This window comes from Hyphomicrobium sp. CS1BSMeth3, assembly GCF_900117415.1.
Lineage (GTDB): Bacteria > Pseudomonadota > Alphaproteobacteria > Rhizobiales > Hyphomicrobiaceae.
The window spans coordinates 122,302-141,490 of record NZ_FPEI01000002.1 but is presented as its reverse complement, the minus strand read 5'-3'; the positions used below and the strand labels follow the sequence as shown (position 1 = coordinate 141,490).

The 19,189-nt window shown below is 65.7% G+C and carries 13 protein-coding genes; 10 read left to right on the top strand and 3 right to left on the bottom strand.

Going from position 1 to position 19,189, the window contains the following annotated elements; genetic code table 11:
• Positions 1-7: 7 nt before the first annotated feature.
• Complete coding sequence (locus tag CS1BSM3_RS00635; RefSeq protein ID WP_072385041.1) at positions 8-3,442, top strand: GMC family oxidoreductase N-terminal domain-containing protein; 3,435 nt, start codon at positions 8-10, stop codon at positions 3,440-3,442.
• 116 nt (positions 3,443-3,558) lie between these two features.
• Here the strand turns inward: CS1BSM3_RS00635 and radA are convergent, their stop codons facing one another.
• On the bottom strand, positions 3,559-4,986 hold the full coding sequence (radA, locus tag CS1BSM3_RS00630; RefSeq protein ID WP_072385040.1) for a DNA repair protein RadA: 1,428 nt from the start codon (positions 4,984-4,986) through the stop codon (positions 3,559-3,561).
• 179 nt (positions 4,987-5,165) lie between these two features.
• On the opposite strand from radA, the gene nspC reads away from it, so the two are divergent.
• The 3 genes from nspC to CS1BSM3_RS00615 all read left to right on the top strand — a co-directional run bounded on the left by nspC (position 5,166) and on the right by CS1BSM3_RS00615 (position 8,556).
• Positions 5,166-6,305 carry a carboxynorspermidine decarboxylase gene (gene nspC, locus CS1BSM3_RS00625; protein ID WP_072385039.1) on the top strand — a complete coding sequence of 380 codons (1,140 nt, stop codon included), beginning with the start codon at positions 5,166-5,168 and terminating at the stop codon, positions 6,303-6,305.
• Positions 6,306-6,338: 33 nt separating this feature from the next.
• The gene (locus tag CS1BSM3_RS00620; protein ID WP_072385038.1) at positions 6,339-7,109 is read left to right on the top strand and encodes a glucose 1-dehydrogenase; all 771 of its coding nucleotides are present in this window, start codon (positions 6,339-6,341) and stop codon (positions 7,107-7,109) included.
• 178 nt (positions 7,110-7,287) lie between these two features.
• Complete coding sequence (locus CS1BSM3_RS00615; protein ID WP_072385037.1) at positions 7,288-8,556, top strand: MFS transporter; 1,269 nt, start codon at positions 7,288-7,290, stop codon at positions 8,554-8,556.
• Between the two features lie 155 nt (positions 8,557-8,711).
• Here the strand turns inward: CS1BSM3_RS00615 and CS1BSM3_RS00610 are convergent, their stop codons facing one another.
• On the bottom strand, positions 8,712-10,685 hold the full coding sequence (locus tag CS1BSM3_RS00610) for an acetoacetate--CoA ligase (RefSeq protein ID WP_072385036.1): 1,974 nt from the start codon (positions 10,683-10,685) through the stop codon (positions 8,712-8,714).
• A 321-nt stretch (positions 10,686-11,006) separates the two neighbouring features.
• Between CS1BSM3_RS00610 and CS1BSM3_RS00605 the strand changes: the two genes are divergently transcribed.
• Positions 11,007-12,749 (top strand): AsmA family protein, encoded by a 1,743-nt coding sequence (locus CS1BSM3_RS00605; RefSeq protein WP_072385035.1) that lies wholly within the window; start codon positions 11,007-11,009, stop codon positions 12,747-12,749.
• A 51-nt stretch (positions 12,750-12,800) separates the two neighbouring features.
• Here the strand turns inward: CS1BSM3_RS00605 and CS1BSM3_RS00600 are convergent, their stop codons facing one another.
• Complete coding sequence (locus CS1BSM3_RS00600; RefSeq protein WP_072385034.1) at positions 12,801-13,466, bottom strand: protein-L-isoaspartate O-methyltransferase family protein; 666 nt, start codon at positions 13,464-13,466, stop codon at positions 12,801-12,803.
• Positions 13,467-13,684: 218 nt separating this feature from the next.
• Between CS1BSM3_RS00600 and CS1BSM3_RS00595 the strand changes: the two genes are divergently transcribed.
• From CS1BSM3_RS00595 to CS1BSM3_RS00575, 5 genes are read left to right on the top strand one after another with little or no spacing between them, the layout of a single operon-like run.
• Positions 13,685-14,560, top strand: coding sequence for a branched-chain amino acid ABC transporter permease (locus tag CS1BSM3_RS00595; protein WP_072385033.1), 876 nt, complete (start codon positions 13,685-13,687; stop codon positions 14,558-14,560).
• Positions 14,561-14,575: 15 nt separating this feature from the next.
• Complete coding sequence (locus tag CS1BSM3_RS00590) at positions 14,576-15,727, top strand: branched-chain amino acid ABC transporter permease (RefSeq protein ID WP_072385032.1); 1,152 nt, start codon at positions 14,576-14,578, stop codon at positions 15,725-15,727.
• Positions 15,724-16,482: an ABC transporter ATP-binding protein gene (locus tag CS1BSM3_RS00585; protein ID WP_072385031.1), complete on the top strand. Its 759-nt coding sequence runs from the start codon at positions 15,724-15,726 to the stop codon at positions 16,480-16,482. The genes CS1BSM3_RS00590 and CS1BSM3_RS00585 overlap by 4 nt, the downstream gene beginning before the upstream one ends.
• Before the next feature lie 28 nt (positions 16,483-16,510).
• Positions 16,511-17,323 carry an ABC transporter ATP-binding protein gene (locus CS1BSM3_RS00580; RefSeq protein WP_072385231.1) on the top strand — a complete coding sequence of 271 codons (813 nt, stop codon included), beginning with the start codon at positions 16,511-16,513 and terminating at the stop codon, positions 17,321-17,323.
• A gap of 18 nt (positions 17,324-17,341) precedes the next feature.
• Positions 17,342-19,180 (top strand): AMP-dependent synthetase/ligase, encoded by a 1,839-nt coding sequence (locus CS1BSM3_RS00575; RefSeq protein ID WP_072385030.1) that lies wholly within the window; start codon positions 17,342-17,344, stop codon positions 19,178-19,180.
• Positions 19,181-19,189 lie beyond the last annotated feature (9 nt).

The following is a 19,189-nucleotide window of genomic DNA, read 5'->3' as shown; positions in this document are numbered from 1 at the left end:
ATTGCCAATGCGCCTGTCTTCCAGCCTCGATGAGCTGAAGCCGGAGTACGAGGCTGTTGTCGTCGGCTCAGGCTACGGCGCTGGCGTCGCCGCCTCGCGCCTCGCGCGGATCGGCCTCAAGGTCGCAGTGCTCGAGCGCGGCCGCGAGTTCGAGCGCGGCACGTTCCCGGACACCATGGAGGAAGCGACCGCCGAGCTGCAGTACACGCTCGGCGATGGGCACATCGGCCGCCGTACGGGCCTTTATGATCTGCACCTCGGGCGCGACATGCACGTGCTCACGGGCTGCGGGCTCGGCGGCACGTCGCTCATCAATGCCAATGTCTCGCTGCCGCCGGATCCGCGCGTTTGGGAGGACCCCTGCTGGCCGGCCTCGATCCTCTCCGAAGGCACGCTTGAGGAAGGCTTCCAGCGCGCGACGCGCATGCTGCGGCCCGTGCCCTATCCGAACACCGTGCGCCTCGACAAGCGCGCGCGCCTGCAGACGGCGGCCGCCGCCCTCGGCACGGAGATGTCGACGGTGCCGATCAACGTCAATTTCACTGCAGGACCGAATGCGGCGGGGGTCGAGCAGCCCGCGTGCACGCTCTGCGGCGACTGCTGCTCGGGCTGCAATGTCGGCGCCAAGAATACCGTGCAGATGACTTATCTGCCCGATGCCGTGCGCCATGGCGCGGAGATCTTCACCGAGGCGACCGTCAGTCATGTGCGTAAGGAAGGCGAGGGCTGGCGCGTCTTCTTCATGCCGACGCGCAATCGCCGCGACAGGTTCGGCCAGCCTGATCGCTCGGTCTATGCGGGCATTGTCGTGCTCGGCGCCGGCGCGCTCGGCTCGACCGAGATCCTGCTGCGTTCGCGCCAGGAAGGGCTCGCGCTTTCCGATCGGCTCGGCGAGGGCTTCACAGGCAACGGCGATGTGCTTGCCTTTGCCTACAACGGCGATCTGCCGGCGAACGCTGTCGGCATCGGCCATCCGCCGCGCTCGGGCGCCGCGCCGCCGGGACCGTGCATCACGGGCGCCATCGATCTGCGGGCGGCGCGCCGTCTCGAAGACGGCATGATCATCGAGGAAGGCGTGCTGCCCTCGGGTCTCGCCGAGATCCTGCCTGCGACCTTCTCTGTGGCCTCGCGGCTCTTCGGCAAGGATACGGACACGGGCCTCATCGACACCGTGCAGGAGCAGGCGCGCCGTCTCGACAGCATCCTCCTCGGTGCCTGGCGCGGCGCCATGCACAATACCGAGACCTACCTCGTCATGGCGCACGACGATGGCAAGGGCCGGATCGCCATGCGCGGCGATGACATCCAGGTGGATTGGCCGGGCGTCGCGGGTCAGCGCGTGTTCAAGGAGATCGAGGAAAATCTTATCAAGGCGGCGGGGGCCAATGGCGCCACGTACGTCCGCAATCCCATCCAGAACACCTTCCTCGGCAAGAACCTCATCACTGTTCATCCGCTCGGCGGTTGCGGCATCGGCTTCGACTCCAAGCGGGGCGTCGTGGACGATACCGCGCGCGTGTTCGATGCGGCGTCGTCCGATCCGCAGGCGGTGCACAAGGGCCTCTACGTCTGCGATGGCTCGATCATTCCGCGCCCGCTCGGCGTGAACCCGCTGCTGACCATCACCGCACTCGCCGAACGCGCGATGATCCATCTCGCGCGCGATCTCGGCCGTGCGCTCACGGATGCACCGATCCCGAATGCGTCGGTCATCTCGCTCATGCCGGCGCCCGAGGCACATCGGTCGGCGGGGGTGACCTTCACCGAGCGCATGGCCGGCTTCATTGCCGACAGCACGGACGGCAACTACGAGACTGCGGCCAAGACAGGCGAGACCATCAACCAGCACTTCGCCTTCACGGTCACGGTGCGTATCGACGATATCGACGTCTTCCTCAGAGATGCCGCACACGCCGGAACCCTCACGGGTACTGTCGAGGCGCCGCATCTCTCGCCGGAGCCGCTCGACATCTCGGACGGCCGCTTCAGTCTCATGCGCCGCGACGAGAACAACGTCGAAACCCGGCGCTTCGAATACAACATGCTGCTCACGGCGCGCAACGGCCGTCGCTTCCAGTTCGCCGGCCACAAGGTCGTGCACAACGACCGCCTGCCGGGCGATCTCATTCGCGATACGACGACGCTCTTCGTCACTCTGACCGATGCCGACGGGAGCGGTCGCGGCAGCCGCAAGCGGCTCGGCGTGCTGAAGATCGCGCTCAAGGATTTCACCAAGCAGGTGCGGACCATCCAGGGCCTTGGCGGCAGCGGTCCGCGCGACAGGGCGACGGCGGTCGCAAAATTCGGCGCGCTCTTCGCGAGCCAGCTCTTCGACATCTATGGCGGTGTGTTCTCGCCGCTCAAGCGCTTCGATGCCGAGCGTGCCCGCAAGAAGCGCGACCTGCGTGTCGGCGAGCCTGAGGTTCACTATTTCACGACGGGTGATGGCAAGCGCCTGCGGCTCATCCGCTATGCCGGCGGGAAGAAAGGGCCAGTGCTCTTCACGCACGGGCTCGGCGTCTCGTCACTCATTTATACGATCGACACGATCGACACGAACCTCGTCGAGTATCTCGTCAGCGCCGGCTACGACTGCTGGCTGCTCGACTACCGCGCCTCGATCGACCTCCCTTATGCGCGCGATCTCTGGACGGCCGATGATGCGGCCCGCGAGGACTACCAGCCCGCCGTGGACCTGATCCTCAAGGCAACGGGTGCGAAAAGCGTGCAAGTCATGGCGCACTGTTTCGGCGCCACGACCTTCGTCATGGCCATGCTCGGCGGCTGGCTCAAGGGCGTGCGCTCGGCGGTCATCTCGCAGATCGCGACGGATGTGGTCGTGCCGTATTTCCCGCAGCGGATGCTGGCGCAGCTTCGAGCGCCCTCACTGTTCAGTGTCATGGGTCTCGATCACGTCAACGCGCGCGCGACGACCGAGGATGGCGTCGCTGGGCGCATCGCCGATGGCATGATCCGCGTGTTCGTACCCTTCCGCCGCGAGGAGCGCACACGCAGCGCCACGTCGAACCGCATTACCGCGCTCTACGGCCAGCTCTATGAGACCGCGCAGCTCAACAATCTGACCTTCGAGGTCGCGCTGCCGGAGATGTTCGGCGAAGCCAACATCAGTGCCTTCAAGCAACTCGCGCTGATCGCGCGCCACCAGACCATCCTCGGCGCCGACGGCAGCGATATCTACGTGCCGAACCTCGAGCGCCTCGCGATCCCGATCACGTTCATTCACGGCGCGCTCAACCGCTGCTTCCTGCCCGAGAGCACGGAGCGCACGGTTGCAAGGCTCGCGGCGCGCAACGGAGCGGACCTCTACACGCGTCACGTGATCGAGGGCTACGGCCACATCGATTGCATTTTCGGCAAGGACGCAGCGAGCGACGTCTATCCGCACATTCACGCGCACTTGGAGAAGACGGCGGAGGGGTGAGATTTTGGCGCCAGGGCGGAACTTCTTCCGACATCGCCCGTTTCGTGACGAGGAGAGGGCCGGGGGGACGCGCGGCCAGAGGGGCTCACCACCACGGGGAGTTGCCGCATTTCATCCTAGTCCTCTCCGCGCGCGCGAGATGAGGAAGTAGCCGCGCTTCTTTTGCTCCCACCGACGATATCGATGAGCTCGCGCAGATGGGTCAGGCGCTGGGTCTTCGGCTTGTCGTTGCCCTTGTCGATGTCGCCGGCTGCAGGGATGACTGCCCGCTTGAAGCCGAGCTTGTGCGCTTCGCGCAATCGCGTATTCATGTGCCCTGCCGGTCTCACGGCGCCTGATAGGCTGATCTCGCCGAAGAACACGTCATCGGGCGCGAGCGGCGTTGCGAGCAGCGACGACACGAGCGCCGCCGTGGCTGCAAGATCGGCAGCAGGTTCGGCAATGCGCAGGCCGCCGGCGACATTCAGATAGACATCGGCCTGCGAGAAGCTCACGCCGCAGCGCGCGTCCAGCACGGCGAGCAGCATGGACAGGCGGTTCGAGTCCCATCCGACGGTCGCGCGGCGCGGTGTGCCGAGCGAGGACGGTGCCACGAGCGCCTGGAATTCCACGAGCAGCGGACGACTGCCTTCGATGCCGGCGAAGACTGCTGTGCCTGGCGCGCTGTTGTCGCGATCGCCGAGGAATAGCTCCGACGGGTTCGCGACCTCGCGCAGCCCGCTCTCCACCATTTCGAAGACACCGATCTCGTCCGCCGGGCCGAAGCGATTCTTGACCGAGCGCAGAATGCGGTAGGGATGGCCGCGGTCGCCCTCGAAATAGAGCACGGTATCGACCATGTGCTCGATGACCTTGGGGCCCGCGATCTGCCCGTCCTTGGTGACGTGGCCGACGAGCAGCATGGCCGCGCCGGACTGCTTGGCAAAGCGGATGAGCGACTGTGATGCCGCGCGCACCTGCGAGACCGTGCCGGGCGCCGCATCGAGACCATCGGCCCAGAGCGTCTGAATGGAGTCGATGATCACGAGATCAGGACGCCCGCCCTGCTCGAGTGTCGCGAGGATGTTCGCGAGGTTCGTCTCGGCGCCGAGTGCGACGGGCGCCGCCGCAAGGCCGAGCCGCTCGGCTCTGAGCCGCACCTGCGCCGCGGCTTCCTCGCCCGAGAAGTAGATGGCACGGCGGCCAGCATTGGCGAACTGCGCCGAGAGCTGAAGCAGAAGCGTCGATTTACCGATGCCGGGCTCGCCGCCGATGAGCAGCGCCGAGCCGGGCACGATGCCGCCGCCCGTCACGCGGTCGAGTTCGGGCAGGCCTGTTGGAATGCGTGGCGCTTCTGCTGTGCTGCCGGCAAGCGTCTCCAGCGGCGTAGGCTTGCCCTTGGCCGAGCGCGTGAGACCGCTGCCGGGCGCTGCCGCGAGCGCCGCGACGCCCGCCTCCTCGACGATCGTATTCCACTCGCCGCAGGCCGTGCACTTGCCCGCCCAGCGAGAGGACGTCGCGCCGCACGCCTGACAGACGAAGCTCGTCTTTGCTGCCTTGGCCATCGGCTCCCCGTGCCCCCATCCGCGATGCTGGATAGCCTGATTCTGCGCGGACTTGCAGTGAACGCCTGCGAACCCCACATCATGCCGTTCCGGCCGGCTGCACCCCACTGTCGCACGCCGTCCGCGGATGCTCTATAGGCTCTGGCAACCGAGCCGTTCCCACGCCCAAGGATACTGCCATGGCGCCCCGCCTCCCTGCCGATATCCGCACGCCCGCCTACGTTCTCGACGTGGCGTTGCTCAAGCGCAACCTCGCGACGGCAGCCCGCATCCGGCACGAGGCGGGCGTAAAGATCCTGCTCGCGACCAAGGCCTGGGCCATGCCGGCGGCTTTCCCGCTCATGCGCGACACGCTCGACGGCACGACCGCGAGCGGCGAGCAGGAGGCACGCCTCGGCCGCGAGGAGTTCGGCAAGGAGGTGCACGTCTACGCGCCGGCCTATGGGCCCGGCGAGGTCGAGCGCCTCGTCGGCATTGCCGACCACATCTATTTCAACTCGCCCGGCCAGATTGCGCGCCATCTCGGCGCCGTGCAGGCGGCCGGCCGCAAGGTCGGCATCCGCATCAATCCCGGCTACTCGAACACGACGCTCGGCGGCGCGCTCTATGACCCGTGCGCGCCCGGCTCGCGCTTCGGCACGACGATCGCGGAGATCGATAAGCTGCCTTGGGGCTCGATCGACATCCTGCACACGCACGCGCTGTGCGAGTCGCTCGACGATGGCTCGGTCGGGCTCATCGAGCACGTCGGGCGCACGCTCGGCGACTATGTGCGCAAGGTGAAGGCGGTGAACTTCGGCGGCGGCCACTTCATCAACAAGCCGCACTACAACGTCGATCGCCTGATCGCGGCGCTCAGGGCCTTTCGCGCCGAGTTCGGCGTCGAGGTCATCCTTGAGCCGGGCGCGGGCCTCGTCGTCGATACGGGCTGGCTGGTGGCGACCGTGCTCGACATTCACAAGAACGAGCAGGACATCGCGATCCTCGACACGTCCGCCTCGACGCACATGCCGGACGTGCTGGAGGTGCCCTATCGGCCCGCCATCATCGGTGCGGGTGCGCCCGGCGAGAAGCCGCACGGCTACATTCTCGGCGGCAAGACCTGCATGACCGGCGACGTGATCGGCGACTACTCGTTCGACAAGCCGCTGCAACCCGGCGACCGGCTGATCTTCTCGGACATGATGCAGTACTCGTTCGTGAAGAACACGACTTTCAACGGCACGCCGCTCCCGGACCTCGCCATGCTGGAGGAGGATGGCACCTACCGCGTGATCAAGACTTTCGGCTACGAGGAGTTCCGGCGTAGGCTGGGCTGATCGTCGCTGAACAAATAAATCGCGGAGGAAGCCATGGCTGGACTGCTCGAAGGCAAGGCGGCACTGATCACCGGCGGCGCGCGAGGCATCGGTCGCGCCGCGGCGCTCGCCTTTGCGCGTGAAGGCGCGCGCGTCGTCGTGTCGGATCTTCTGGCCGACGGTGCGCAGGAAACCGTCGCGATGATCAATGCCGGCGGCGGTCAGGCCGTGTCGGTCAGCGGTGATGTCACGAAGCCGGAGATGGTCAAGGCGTGGGTTGACACGGTCGTGAAGACGTTCGGCCGGATCGACTGCGCCTTCAACAATGCCGGCATCGCCGGCAATGCGGTCGGCGCCCAGGGCAAGCTGACAGCCGACTGGTCCGAGGAGGCCTTCGACCGCATGATCGAGATCAACTTGAAGAGCGTGTGGCTCTGCATGCGCGACGAGATCAAAGCCATGCTGGCGGACGGCAAGGGCGGCGCGATCGTCAACACGGCCTCGATTGCGGGGCTCGTCGGCCTCGAGACATCGTCGGCCTATGTCGCCGCGAAGCACGGCGTCATTGGCCTCACCAAGACGGCGGCCCTCGAGTATGCGAAGAAGGACATCCGCGTGAATGCGGTCTGCCCTGGCTACATCGTCACCGAGATGACGCGTGAACCCATGGAGCGCAAGGGCGAGCAGATCATGTCGCGCATTCCTTTCGGCCGCCTCGGCACGCCGGAGGACATCGCGGAGATGGTCGTGTGGCTCTGCTCGGATCGGGCGAAGTACGTGAGTGGCGCTGCCTACAACGTCGATGGCTGCTACGCCGCGGCATGAGTAGGCTCGGCCATCATATGCCGCTCCGCATCGCTCCAACCTGTGCACCAGTCCCTCCCCCCTTGTGGGGGAGGTTAGGAGGGGGGGATTGCAGAACGTTGGCGGTAGGGATTCCCCCCACCCCTAACCCTTCCCCACACTCGCGCCGAAGGCGCGCCTTCGGCGCTGGGGGAGGGGAATGCGCGCCGATATCGGCGCGCGCCGCGCGGGAATTTCACCGCTGATGGTCGATCGCTCGCCGTTGCCAGATGCCGCGCCGACGGCCTTTCCGCTCTGGCCGCTCATTGCCACCATGGCGATGCAGACGGTCGCCACCATGGCGGCCTACTCGATACCCGCGCTAGCGCCGATGGTGGCGCGCGACATCGGCGTCGACGGCGCACTCATCGGCATGTTCGTGTCGGTCGTCTATGGCGTCGGCATCGTGTCGTCGCTACTGGCGGCCGGCTTCATCGCGCGCTATGGCGCCGTCCGCGCCGCACAGTTCGTGCTGGTCTGTGCGCTCGGTCTTGTCGTCATCTGCGCGCAGGGCACGGCGCTGAGCGTGGCGCTCGGTGCTTTCGCACTGGGCATTGCCTACGGTCTGACGGCGCCAGTCAGCACGCATCTGCTCGTGCCGCGCACACCGCCCGCCATCCTCAACATGGTGCTTTCAACGCGCCAGATCGGCGTGCCGCTCGGCGGTGTTCTGGCCGCGACACTGATGCCGCCACTGGCCCTCGCCGTCGGCTGGAAGAGCGGGCTGTTGCTCCAGGCCATTCCGATCATCGCGCTCATCCTCCTCCTCGAAATCCCGCGCCGCGATTGGGATAGCGCCGCCTCGCGGACGAGCGTCTCAGGACAGGGCGTGCTCGGGCGCTCGTTCGCTCTCTTGCGCGGCAACACCGCCATGCAGCGCCTGACATTCGCGAGCTTCGTCTATTCGGGCGCGCAGCTCGCCTTCGTCGCCTTCATGACCGTGCACGTCACGAGCCGCACGGGGCTCGGCCTCGTCACGGCAGGCTGGGCGCTCGCGACTTTTCAGCTCGCTGGCGTCATCAGCCGCCCCATTCTCGGCTGGGTGGCGGATCGCTTCGTCGACGCCCGCCTCATGCTCGCCATTCAGGGGTTCGTCATGGCCGCAGCAGCGCTGTTCGCGGCCAATTTCGCGCCTGGCTGGCCGGTTTGGGCGATCATGACCGTGGCAGCCGTCGCCGGTGCGACGGCCAGCGGCTTCACCGGCCTCGCCTATGCGGAGTATGCGCGCCTCGGCGGCGCGCGGCGGACGGAAGCGACGGGCCTCGGCTCGGCGGCCATGTTCTTCGGCGTGCTCGTGATGCCCTCACTGGGCAGCGTCGCGATCACCGCGACCGGCAGCTACCTTTCGGCTTACGGCGCCATCGCGGCTCTCACGACCATCGCCGGAGCGGTGCTGCTGTTGCCCGTGAAGGATATGCGCGGCGGGTGAGGCGTTTCTCTTCTCCCTCTCCCCATTGTCTTCAATGGGGAGAGGGTCGGGGTGAGGGGCGGCGGCATACACAAACGTTGGTAATTGGCGCCGCCCCTCATCCTAACCTTCTCCCCGTAAGGACGAGGAGAAGGGACATGTTGGGCTCGCAGCGCTCACTCCGCCAGCTCGCGAATGCCGCGGTAGAGGTCCAGCGCCTCGGGATTGGCGAGCGCTTCCTTGTTCTTCACCTCGCGCCCGTGGACGATCTCGCGCACGGCAAGCTCGGTGATCTTGCCGGACTTCGTGCGCGGGATGTCAGCAACCTGGACAACGCGCGCCGGCACGTGGCGCGGCGAGGCCCCGACGCGGATCTGCTTCTTGATCTTGTCGCGCAGCGCATCGTCGAGCGCGACGCCGTCCTGCGTGATCACGAAGAGGACAACGCGCACGTCATTGTCCCAGTCCTGACCGATGACGATCGCTTCCTTGATCTCGGGAAGCTGCTCCACCTGCCGGTAGATCTCCGCTGTGCCGATGCGCACGCCACCCGGATTGAGCGTCGCGTCCGAGCGGCCATGAATGATCATGCCGCCGTGCGCCGTCCATTCGGCGAAGTCGCCATGATGCCAGAGGCCCGGGAAGCGCTCGAAATAGGCCGAGCGATACTTCTTGCCCTCGGCATCATTCCAGAAGCCGACGGGCATCGACGGGAACGGCACTGTGCACACGAGCTCGCCCTTGCCGTGCGCGAGTATGCCGCCGAGCTCGTCGACCACGGCAACGCCCATGCCGATCTGCGGTCCCTGGATCTCGCCGCGCCACACCGGTTTGCCGGGCACGCCACCGACAAAGCAGCCGACAATGTCCGTGCCGCCTGACATGGAGGCGAGATGCACGTCCTTCTTGATGGCCTCGTAGACGTAGTCGAAACTCTCCGGCACCAGCACCGAGCCCGTCGAGAGGATGACGCGCAGCGACGAGATATCGTGCGTGTCCATGGGCCGTGCGCCGGCCTTCTTCAGTGCATCGATGTACTTTGCCGAAGTGCCGAAATGCGTGCAGCGCTCGTCCCGCGCGTAGTCCCAGAGCACGGAGGCCGCCGGGTGGAACGGCGAGCCGTCATAGAGCAGCAGCGTCACGCCGCTCGCGAGGCCGGAGGCCAGCCAGTTCCACATCATCCAGCCGAGCGTCGTGAAATACATCACGCGATCGCCGGGGCGGAAGTCGCACATGAGCTGCTGCTCGCTCAGGTGTTTGAGGAGCGTGCCGCCGGCCGAATGCACAATGCACTTCGGCACGCCCGTCGTGCCCGACGAGAAGAGAATGTAGAGCGGATGATCGAAGGAGAAGCGCTCGAAGGTCATGGCCTCGACGGGCGCGCCGAGGACGGCTGCATCCCACGTCGCGGCCGGCCGACCGGCAGCATTGAGGCTCTGCACGACCGCATCGGCCTTGCCGAGATAGGAGACGACGATGATCTGCTCGACGCTCGGCAGCTTCCTGGCGATCTCGACGACCTTGTCGGCGACATCGATCTGCTTGCTGGCGTACCAGTAGCCATCGCAGGTGATCAGGACCTTCGGCTCGATCTGGCCAAAGCGGTCGAGGACACCCTGCACGCCGAAGTCCGGCGAGCACGACGACCAGATCGCGCCGAGCGAGCTCGCCGCCAGCATACCGATGATGGCCTCGGGTACATTCGGCAGCATGGCCGCGACGCGGTCACCCGCCTTGATGCCGGAGCGGCGCAGGTGCCCTTGAAACTGGGCTGTTTGCTGGCCGAGCTCCGCCCAGCTCATGCGGCGGCTCACCTTGTCCTCGCCGCGGAAGACGAACGCGTCGCCAGAGGTCAGAGACGCGCCGGCGAGCAGGTTCTCGGCGAAGTTCAGCTTGCCCTTGGGGAAAAACCGGGCGCCCGGCATTTTATCCCCATCAATGAGATAAGGCGCGGGACCAGGGTCGCCTTTGACACCGCAGTGATCCCAGAGAAGCCGCCAGAAGGCGCCGGGGTCTTCTACCGAGAATGCGTGGAGGTCCTCGTAGCTCGTGAGCTTGCGGCCGCAAGACCGTTCGGCATCGGCCATAAAGCGTACGAGGTTCGTGCTCCGGGCCGCGCTCTCGCTCGGCTGCCACAGCGGTTGCGACATGGTCTGGCTCCTTCGCCTTAGTCTAATTGACGCCTAGCCTGAAGGTTGTTGCTCGACAAGTGGTTGGCTGACGCTCCCCTGCCACAATCTTGTCCGAGCTTGCCGCAATCCGAGGGCGCCGCTAAGACGAACGGCGGGGCCACGCGCCGGACGCGCCCTCGCGATAGCGGGGATGAGGGCTGGCTGGTGCGGAGCGGTGTTACTCAGGGCTCCGGGCGTGGTGGACGCCCGTGCCGCAATTGGCGTGCGGGCGATGGGAAGCTGTCCACGGTTATGAAATCGAGTGGCCGAGTTTGGGGGATTGGTAGGCTGGCCATTGTATTGGGCGGCATCGCGTTCGCTGCGTCGCTCGGCTATGGCAGCATCACGTGGTTATACGAGACGGGCGATATGCTCGCCCAGTTCCGCCTTCAGGCCGCACCCCGCATCGGTTACGTGCTCTCCGAGCCGGTCCAGCTCATGGCGAGGCCGCGCCTCGTCCTCGAGAGTGCTGCCATTCACGGCGCCGATGCCGGGGCAGATGACGATGGCCCGGAGACTGTCGCGCGGTCGCGCCGGCTGATCCTCGACCGGCCCACCTTCAGTATTGATGTCGCAGCCGCAGGTACTGCCAGGGAGACGTCGCTGATCGCGGCCCTGGAGCCGGTCGTGACCCGTATTGCGGCGCTCGACGTCCAAAGCCTGGTCATCCGGGGCGGCACGGTGAAGCTGTATTCGGGCACCGAGGATCCTGAGGTCCTGACCGACGTCGATATCCAGATCACGCCCCAGCGGCGCTCATCTGCAAGCGTTTCCGGTCAGTTCGCCTATCTCGGCCAGCGCCTCAGCCTCTCGGCGACGATGGCGCGAGCAGCGGCCAACGGTGCCGAGTACCGCTGGCCGGTGCAGGCGGTCATCTCCAGCGGCCTCTTCGAGACGCGCTTCGACGGCGTGCTCGGGGAGGAGAAGGGTCTGCGGCTCAACGGCACGATCGATCTCAGCATTCCGCGCCTGAGGGAGATTGCGCTCTGGATCGGCATCGGGGCGCCGCGCGCCGGCAATCTCGAGGCCATGCGCCTGCGTGGCGCGTTCGATTGGACTGGCGGTGCGATGGCGTTCTCGAACGCCACCCTGACGCTCGACGGCAACGAGGGGCTCGGGGCGATCAGCGTGACGCGCATCGGCGAGCGTACGGCCGTGGAAGGCACGCTCGCCTTCAAGCAGCTCAATCTCAAACCTTACGTCGTCTCGGCCATGGTCGAGCGCACGCTGCTGGCGCCGATCTTCGCGGCGACGCGGCCGCCGGCGATCGCCTCGCTTCTGGACAATGTCGATGCGGACCTGCGCATTTCCTGCGAGACCCTGGTCATTCCCGGTATCGAGACCGGCCAGGCCGCCGTCGCGATCACGCTGAAGAACGGCAAGCTGCTCGCAGATGTGGCGGAAGTCGCCATCGAGGAGGGGGTCTTCAAAGGCCAGCTTGCTGTAGAGCGCGCCGGGCCGGATCCGCGCTACGCCCTCAGTGGCAAGTTCGAAGGTGTCGAGGCGGGGCGGCTTCTGCAGCGCGCGCTCGGCCGCAATCCGCTTCAGGGGCGCGCCGATATCAACCTGAGCCTCACCACCGTCGGCGACACCACCGAGGAGCTGCTGACGAGCCTTGGTGGCAAGGCCCAGATCGAGATGCGCGGCGGCAGCCGCCTGGGTCTCGATCTCAGGGGGCTCGCGCAATCGGTGAAGCGCGGCGAGCTCAAGGGCTGGCAGGCCGCGGGAACGTCAACGACCGGGCTCGATGAGCTCGCGCTGCGGCTCGATGCGAGCCAAGGCGTGGTACGCGCAACGATCCTGCAGGCCAAGTCGGGAACGAACATGTTCTCCGGCAATGGCACTATCGATCTCGCCAAGCAGGCACTGGATTTCAGTCTCGCGCTCGGGTCGACCGACCCGTCGTTGCGTCCGGCAGCGCGCGATGTCGTCCTGCTCAGTGGGCCTTGGGGATCGCCGAGCATCAGGCTCGGGCGCGCGGACGAGACGCAACAGCGCTTCACGCCGGTTACGGCTCCGGCGTCGTCGACAAACCAGCCCTGAGGAAAGCCGGGCGGCGCCCGATCGGGCGTAATGCCTCGGCCGGGACTTTGCTCAGAACACAAAGCCTGCTGCCGGCTCGAAGCCGGGCAGATAGGGCGCGTTCGCATCGAACGCCGGGCGCCGGTCATAGGACATGCCGTGACGGCGCCAGACGGTCGCGCGGCCAACGCCGTTCTCGACGCTGACGGCCACGCACCGGCCCCCGTCCTTGAGCTGATCGAGCAGCGCGGCAGGGACCTCGGCGACCGCGCCATTGATGAGGATCCCGTCGTAGGGGCCCTCATCGGAGGCGCCATTGCGCATGACACCCGCGATGATCACCGCATTGTCGACGCCGAGTGCCGAGAGCGCTTCCTGGGCCCGCTCGGCGAGGCGCGCATCCTCCTCGAGCGAAACCACGGTCTGGGCGAGGCGTGCGAGCAGCGCCGTCGAGTATCCAGTGGCCGGGCCGATGTCCAGAACGAGCCCATCCGGCTCGATTTCCAGGAGCTGAACGAGCTTCGCGAGCAGGCGGGGCGCAAGGATGTAGCGCTGCGTCGAGCCGGTGTCGGCGACCTTCAGGTGCTCGTCGGCATAGGCGATCGACTTCAGGGGGCCCGGCACGAAGTTCTCGCGCGGGATCTCGCGCATGGCGCGGGTGATCCGGCGGTCGGTGACGTCGCTCGGACGAACCTGGGATTCGACCATATTGAGGCGCTGCGTGGCGTGATCGATCATCGTCAAATCCCGGTTGCCCTACGGGGGTCTGTGGCGACCCCGCCAATTGCCCGGGACTGCTCTAGCGCGCCACGGCCGCGGACGCAACGGCGCCCGGCATCCACCGACTGCGTTGACAGAAATTGAAAGCTCCCGCAATGATCGGTGCGCTGACATCCTGCGGGGAAAGGCGGCCGTCCTAGAGCCGCTGCGCCGGATGTGTGGGAGGTAGCGCCGGCATGCTGGATTTTCTTCAGCAGCTCGTGAGCGGTCTTGCGTTAGGCTGTATCTACGGGCTGATAGCGCTCGGATTCGTCCTGATCTACAAGGCGACCGAGGTCATCAACTTCGCCCAGGGCGATTTGATGATGCTCGGCGGATTCGTCGCCTACACGTATATCACCATCCTCGGACTGAACTATTGGCTCGGCTTTCTATTCGCCGTGCTGACCATGGGGCTCGTCGGCATGACGATCGAGCGGTTCGTCGTCCGCCCGATCCTCGGCTACCCGCTCTTCTCCATCATCATGGTGACGATCGGCCTCGGGTTCCTGCTGCGCTCGCTCGCCGGCATGATCTGGGGCACGGACGACCTCAAGATTGAGGCGCCCTTTTCCGAGGGCGTGCTCAGGATCGGCGACCTCGTGCTCGCCTATGACAAGCTTTCGGTGATCGTCGTCACGGTGATCCTGATCGCGGTGCTCTACCTGTTCTTCAACCGTACGCGCCTCGGCACGGCCATGCGTGCGACCTCGGAGAACATGCTCGCGGCCTACTACATGGGCATTCCCGTCAAGCGCGTCGTCTCGCTCGTGTGGGCGATCAGCGCGATGGTGGCGGGCGTCGCCGGCGTGCTGCTCGCTCCGATCACGTTCGTGCATTCGAACGTCGGCCTCGCCCTCGGCCTCAAGGCATTCCCCGCTGCCGTGCTCGGCGGTTTCGGCTCCATTCCGGGCGCGCTCGTTGGCGGTCTCATCATCGGCGTCGTCGAGACCCTCGCGGGCTTCTACCTGCCGCAGGGCTGGAAGGACGTGGCGCCCTACATCATCCTCCTGCTGGTGCTGCTGCTGAGGCCCGAGGGGCTCTTCGGCGCGCTCGGGCGTAAAAAAGTCTGAGGAGCGGCGCGCGCCATGCGGTTCATCTTCAAGACCGACTACGAGCAGGACATCAAGCTCTTCCAGCACGGCGGAGCTTGGTGGTCCTATGGGCTTCTGTTCGCCGTGCTGGCCGTGGCGCCGTACCTCATCGGCAGCTATCTGCAGAGCCAGCTCGTCTTCGTCTTCATCTACGCAATCGTCGGCGTCGCGCTGATGATCCTCGTCGGCTTCACGGGGCAAGGCTCGATCGGGCACGCTGCATTCCTCGCCATCGGCGCTTACACCGCGGCCTTCCTCCAGGCGCGCGGCTATCCCTTCGAGGTCTACTTCCCGGTTGCCGGCATCCTGACCGGCGTGGTCGGCGCCATCGTCGGCATCCCGGCATTGCGGCTGCACGGCATTTACCTGCTGATCGCGACCATCTCGTTCGCTTTCATCGTCGAGGAAGTGCTCGCACGCTGGGAGAGCGTGACCCACGGCAATGAAGGCATGCGCGTGCGCGCCGTCGAGTTCTTCGGCCAGACGGTCTCGCGTGACAGCAATTCCTTCTACTTCCTCTGCCTCGGCATTCTGGTGCTGGTCATCATCGGGACGCTGAACCTCATGCGTTCACCGACGGGCCGCGCCTTCATCGCCATCCGCGACAGCGAGACCGCGGCCAAGAGCATGGGCATCGATCTTGCGAAGTACAAGGTGCGGTCATTCGCGATCAGCGCGGCGATCACCGGCCTCGCGGGCACGCTCTATGCACACAAGATGTCGTTCATCAGCCCGGAGATGTTCACGCTCCTGCTGTCGATCGAATTCATCATGGTGATCATCATCGGCGGCGCCTTCGGGCTGCACGGCGCGATCCTCGGCGCGATCTTCATCGTCATGGTCGATCCGCTGATCACCATGCTCAAGGACGACCTGCCTGGCATGGTCGCAAGCCTCTCGCGCGGCTTCGGCGTCGGCGAGGAGGGCGCTCGAGCGGTCCAGGATCGGCTCTATGCGATCTTCTCGGCGCCGGGCCTCAAAGGCGCGATCTACGGCCTGATCATCATCATGTTCGTGCTGTTCGAGCCCATGGGCCTCTACGGTCGCTGGCTCAAGATCAAGCTCTATTTCCAGCTCTTCCCTCTCTACAAGAAAGCGACCTTCAGGCGGCAGAAGACCTATGTGAAGTCGGAGCGCAACCGGTGAGCTACCTCAGGGTCGACAATCTCTCGCTTCACTTCGGTGGCCTCAAGGCCGTCGATGCCGTGAGCTTCGAGATCCCCCAGGGCGAGATCTTCACGATCATCGGTCCCAACGGCGCCGGCAAGACCTCGATCTTCAACATGATCTCGCGGCTCTACGAGCCGACAACGGGGCATCTCTTCTTCGAGGACAGGGACATCACGGAAGTGCCGCCGCACCAGATTGCCAGCATGGGCATCGCGCGGACGTTCCAGAACATCGAGCTTTTCGACAATGCCAGCGTCCTCAGCAACCTGCTGGTCGGGCGCCATTGCCATTCACGCACGAAGCTCTGGCAGGAGATCCTCTTCATGCCCAACGTGCGGCGCGCCGAGAAGGCGCATCGTGCCAAGGTCGAGGAGGTCATCGAGCTTCTCGACCTGCAGGCTTATCGCGAGAAGATCATCGCCGGCCTGCCGTACGGCGTGCGCAAGGTCGTCGAGCTCGCGCGGGCGCTCTGCTCGGAGCCGAAGCTCATTCTTCTCGACGAGCCGTCATCGGGCCTCAATGTCGAGGAGACCGACGACATGTCGTACTGGATCCGCGACATCAAGAGCGAGCTCGGCATCACCGTGCTGATGGTCGAGCACGACATGAGCCTCGTCAATCGCGTGTCGGACCGCGTCCTCGCGCTGAACTATGGCCGCGTGATCGCCCAGGGCACGCCTGCCGAAGTGCAGCGTCATCCCGACGTCGTTGCGGCCTATCTCGGAGCCTGAGCGAATGACGATGACCGCCGAGAGCGAGATGAAGTCGGTGGCGGACGCGCCGGTTGCCGCCGCGCCTTCCGCGGAGCCGATCCTGAAGGTCTCGAACATCGAGAGCTATTACGGGCCGATCATGGCCATCCGCGGCGTGAGCCTTGAAGTGCCGCGCGGCTCGATCGTCACGGTGCTGGGCGCGAACGGCGCAGGCAAGACGACCATCCTGAAGACCATCTCGGGCGTGCTCGATCCGCTCAAGGGCACTGTCGAGTTCGAGGGCAAGCAGATCCAGCGCCTCGATCCTGACCGCATTGTCCGCCTCGGGCTCGGCCATGTGCCCGAGGGGCGAGAGGTGTTCCCCTTCCTGACGGTGCGCGAGAACCTCATGATGGGCGCGTACATCCGCAGCGATCGCGCCGGCATCGCGGAGGATCTGGAGCGCATTTACGGCTATTTCCCGCGCCTGAAGGAGCGTCTCGACCAACCCGCGGGTCATCTCTCGGGCGGCGAGCAGCAGATGCTCGCGATCTCGCGCGCGCTGATGAACAGGCCGCGGCTCCTGCTCCTCGACGAGCCCTCGCTCGGCCTGTCGCCGATCCTGGTGAAGGAGATTTTCGGCATCATCCGGCGCGTGAATGCCGAGGAGGGCGTCTCCATGCTGCTCGTGGAGCAGAATGCGCGCATGGCGCTCGAGACGGCGCATCACGGCTACGTGCTGGAGGTCGGGCGCATCGTCATGGCCGATACCTGCGAGCGTCTGCGCGAGAGCAAGGACATTCAGGAGTTCTATCTTGGCGCGCGCGACCACGGCGAGCGCGGCGAGCGGCGGTGGAAGCGCAAGAAAACGTGGCGTTGAAGTCTGGAGGCGCAGCAGATGGCCAGCGACATCGATGCGATCATTTCCGACACGATCCCCAAGAGCTTCATGCGCGCCGTCGAGCGCTGGCATAACGAGCCCGCCATCCGCGAGAAGCATATGGGCGTGTGGAAGACGGTGACGTGGGCCGAATGGCTCGAGCGCTCCAAGGCCGTCGCCTACGCGCTCGACGCCATGGATTTCAAGCCCGGCGACGTCGCGTCGATCCTCTGCAACACCAAGCCCGAGTGGGTCTACGCCGATATGGGCGTGCTGCTCGCGGGCGGTGTTTCGTCGGGCATCTATCCGACGGATTCGCCGCGCCAGGTCGAGTATCTGGTGAACGACAGCAGGACGCGCGTGCTCTTCGTCGAGGATGACGAGCAACTCGACAAGGCACTGGAGGTGCGCGGCCGCTGCCCGACGCTCGTGAAGATCGTCGTCTTCGATATGGAAGGCCTGACGCGCTTCAGCGACCCCATGGTGATCTCGTTCGACGACTTCATCGAGGAAGGCCGCGCCCACATGGTCGGTCGCCCGGGCCTCATCGACGAGATGCTCGCCTCGCGCGGACCCGAGGATCTCGCCATCCTCGTCTACACCTCCGGCACGACCGGCCCGCCGAAAGGCGCCATGCATCCGCACCGCTCGGTGCTCGCACAGATGCGCCATGCGTCGGATATCTTCGGTTCCAAGCCGGGTGAGCCCAAGCTGCTCTTCCTGCCGCTCTGCCACGTCGCCGAGCGGGTCGGCGGTTACTACATGTCGATCGGCATGGGACCGGTGATGAACTTCGCCGAGAGCCCGGAGACCGTGCCGGACAACATCCGCGAGGTGCAGCCGGCGACCTTCCTCGCCGTGCCGCGCGTGTGGGAGAAATTCTATTCGGGCACCATGATCGCGCTCAAGGATGCGACGGGGCTCGAGAAATGGGCCTATGAGAAGGCCATCGGCGTCGGCTATCGCATTGCGGACGCGCGCCTTGTGGGCAAGAAACCCTCGGCTCTGCTGAAGGCGCTCAATGCGGTCGGCTACTGGGCCGTGCTGCGCAATGTGCGGCGCATGATGGGCGTCGACAACTGCCGCGTGATGTTTACGGGCGCTGCGCCGATCTCGCCGGATCTCATCCGCTGGTATCTGGCACTCGGCCTCGACATGTACGAGGTCTATGGCCAGACCGAGAACTGCGGCGTTGCGACCGTCATGCCGCCCGATCACATCAAGCTCGGCACGGTCGGCAAGTCCGTGCCCTGGGCCGAGGCCAAAGTCTCGCCGGAAGGCGAGATCCTGCTGCGCGGCGACTTCCTCATGTCCGGCTATCTCAACCACCCCGAGAAGACGGCTGAGACGATCGACAAGGAAGGCTGGCTGCATACGGGCGATGTCGGCTTCATCGACGAGGATGGCTTCGTGAAGATCACGGACCGCATGAAGGACATCATCATCACGGCGGGCGGCAAGAACGTCACGCCCTCGGAGATCGAGAACCAGCTCAAGTTCTCGCCCTACATCTCCGATGCCGTCGTGATCGGCGACAAGCGGCCTTATCTGACCTGCCTCGTGATGATCGATCAGGAGAACGTCGAGAAGTTCGCGCAGGACCACAATGTCCCCTTCACGAACTACGCGAGCCTCTGTCGCGCGCAGGAGGTGCGCGACCTGATCGCGGCCGAGATCGAGAAGGTGAACGCCAAGTTCGCGCGCGTCGAGACCATCCGCCGCTTCCATCTCATCGAGCAGCAGCTCACGCCCGAGGACGAGGAGCTGACGCCGACGATGAAGCTCAAGCGCGCGTTCGTGAACAGGAAATATGCGCCCGAGATCGAGGCGATGTACAAGGAGAGAGCTGCGGCTTGAGCGCGGTTT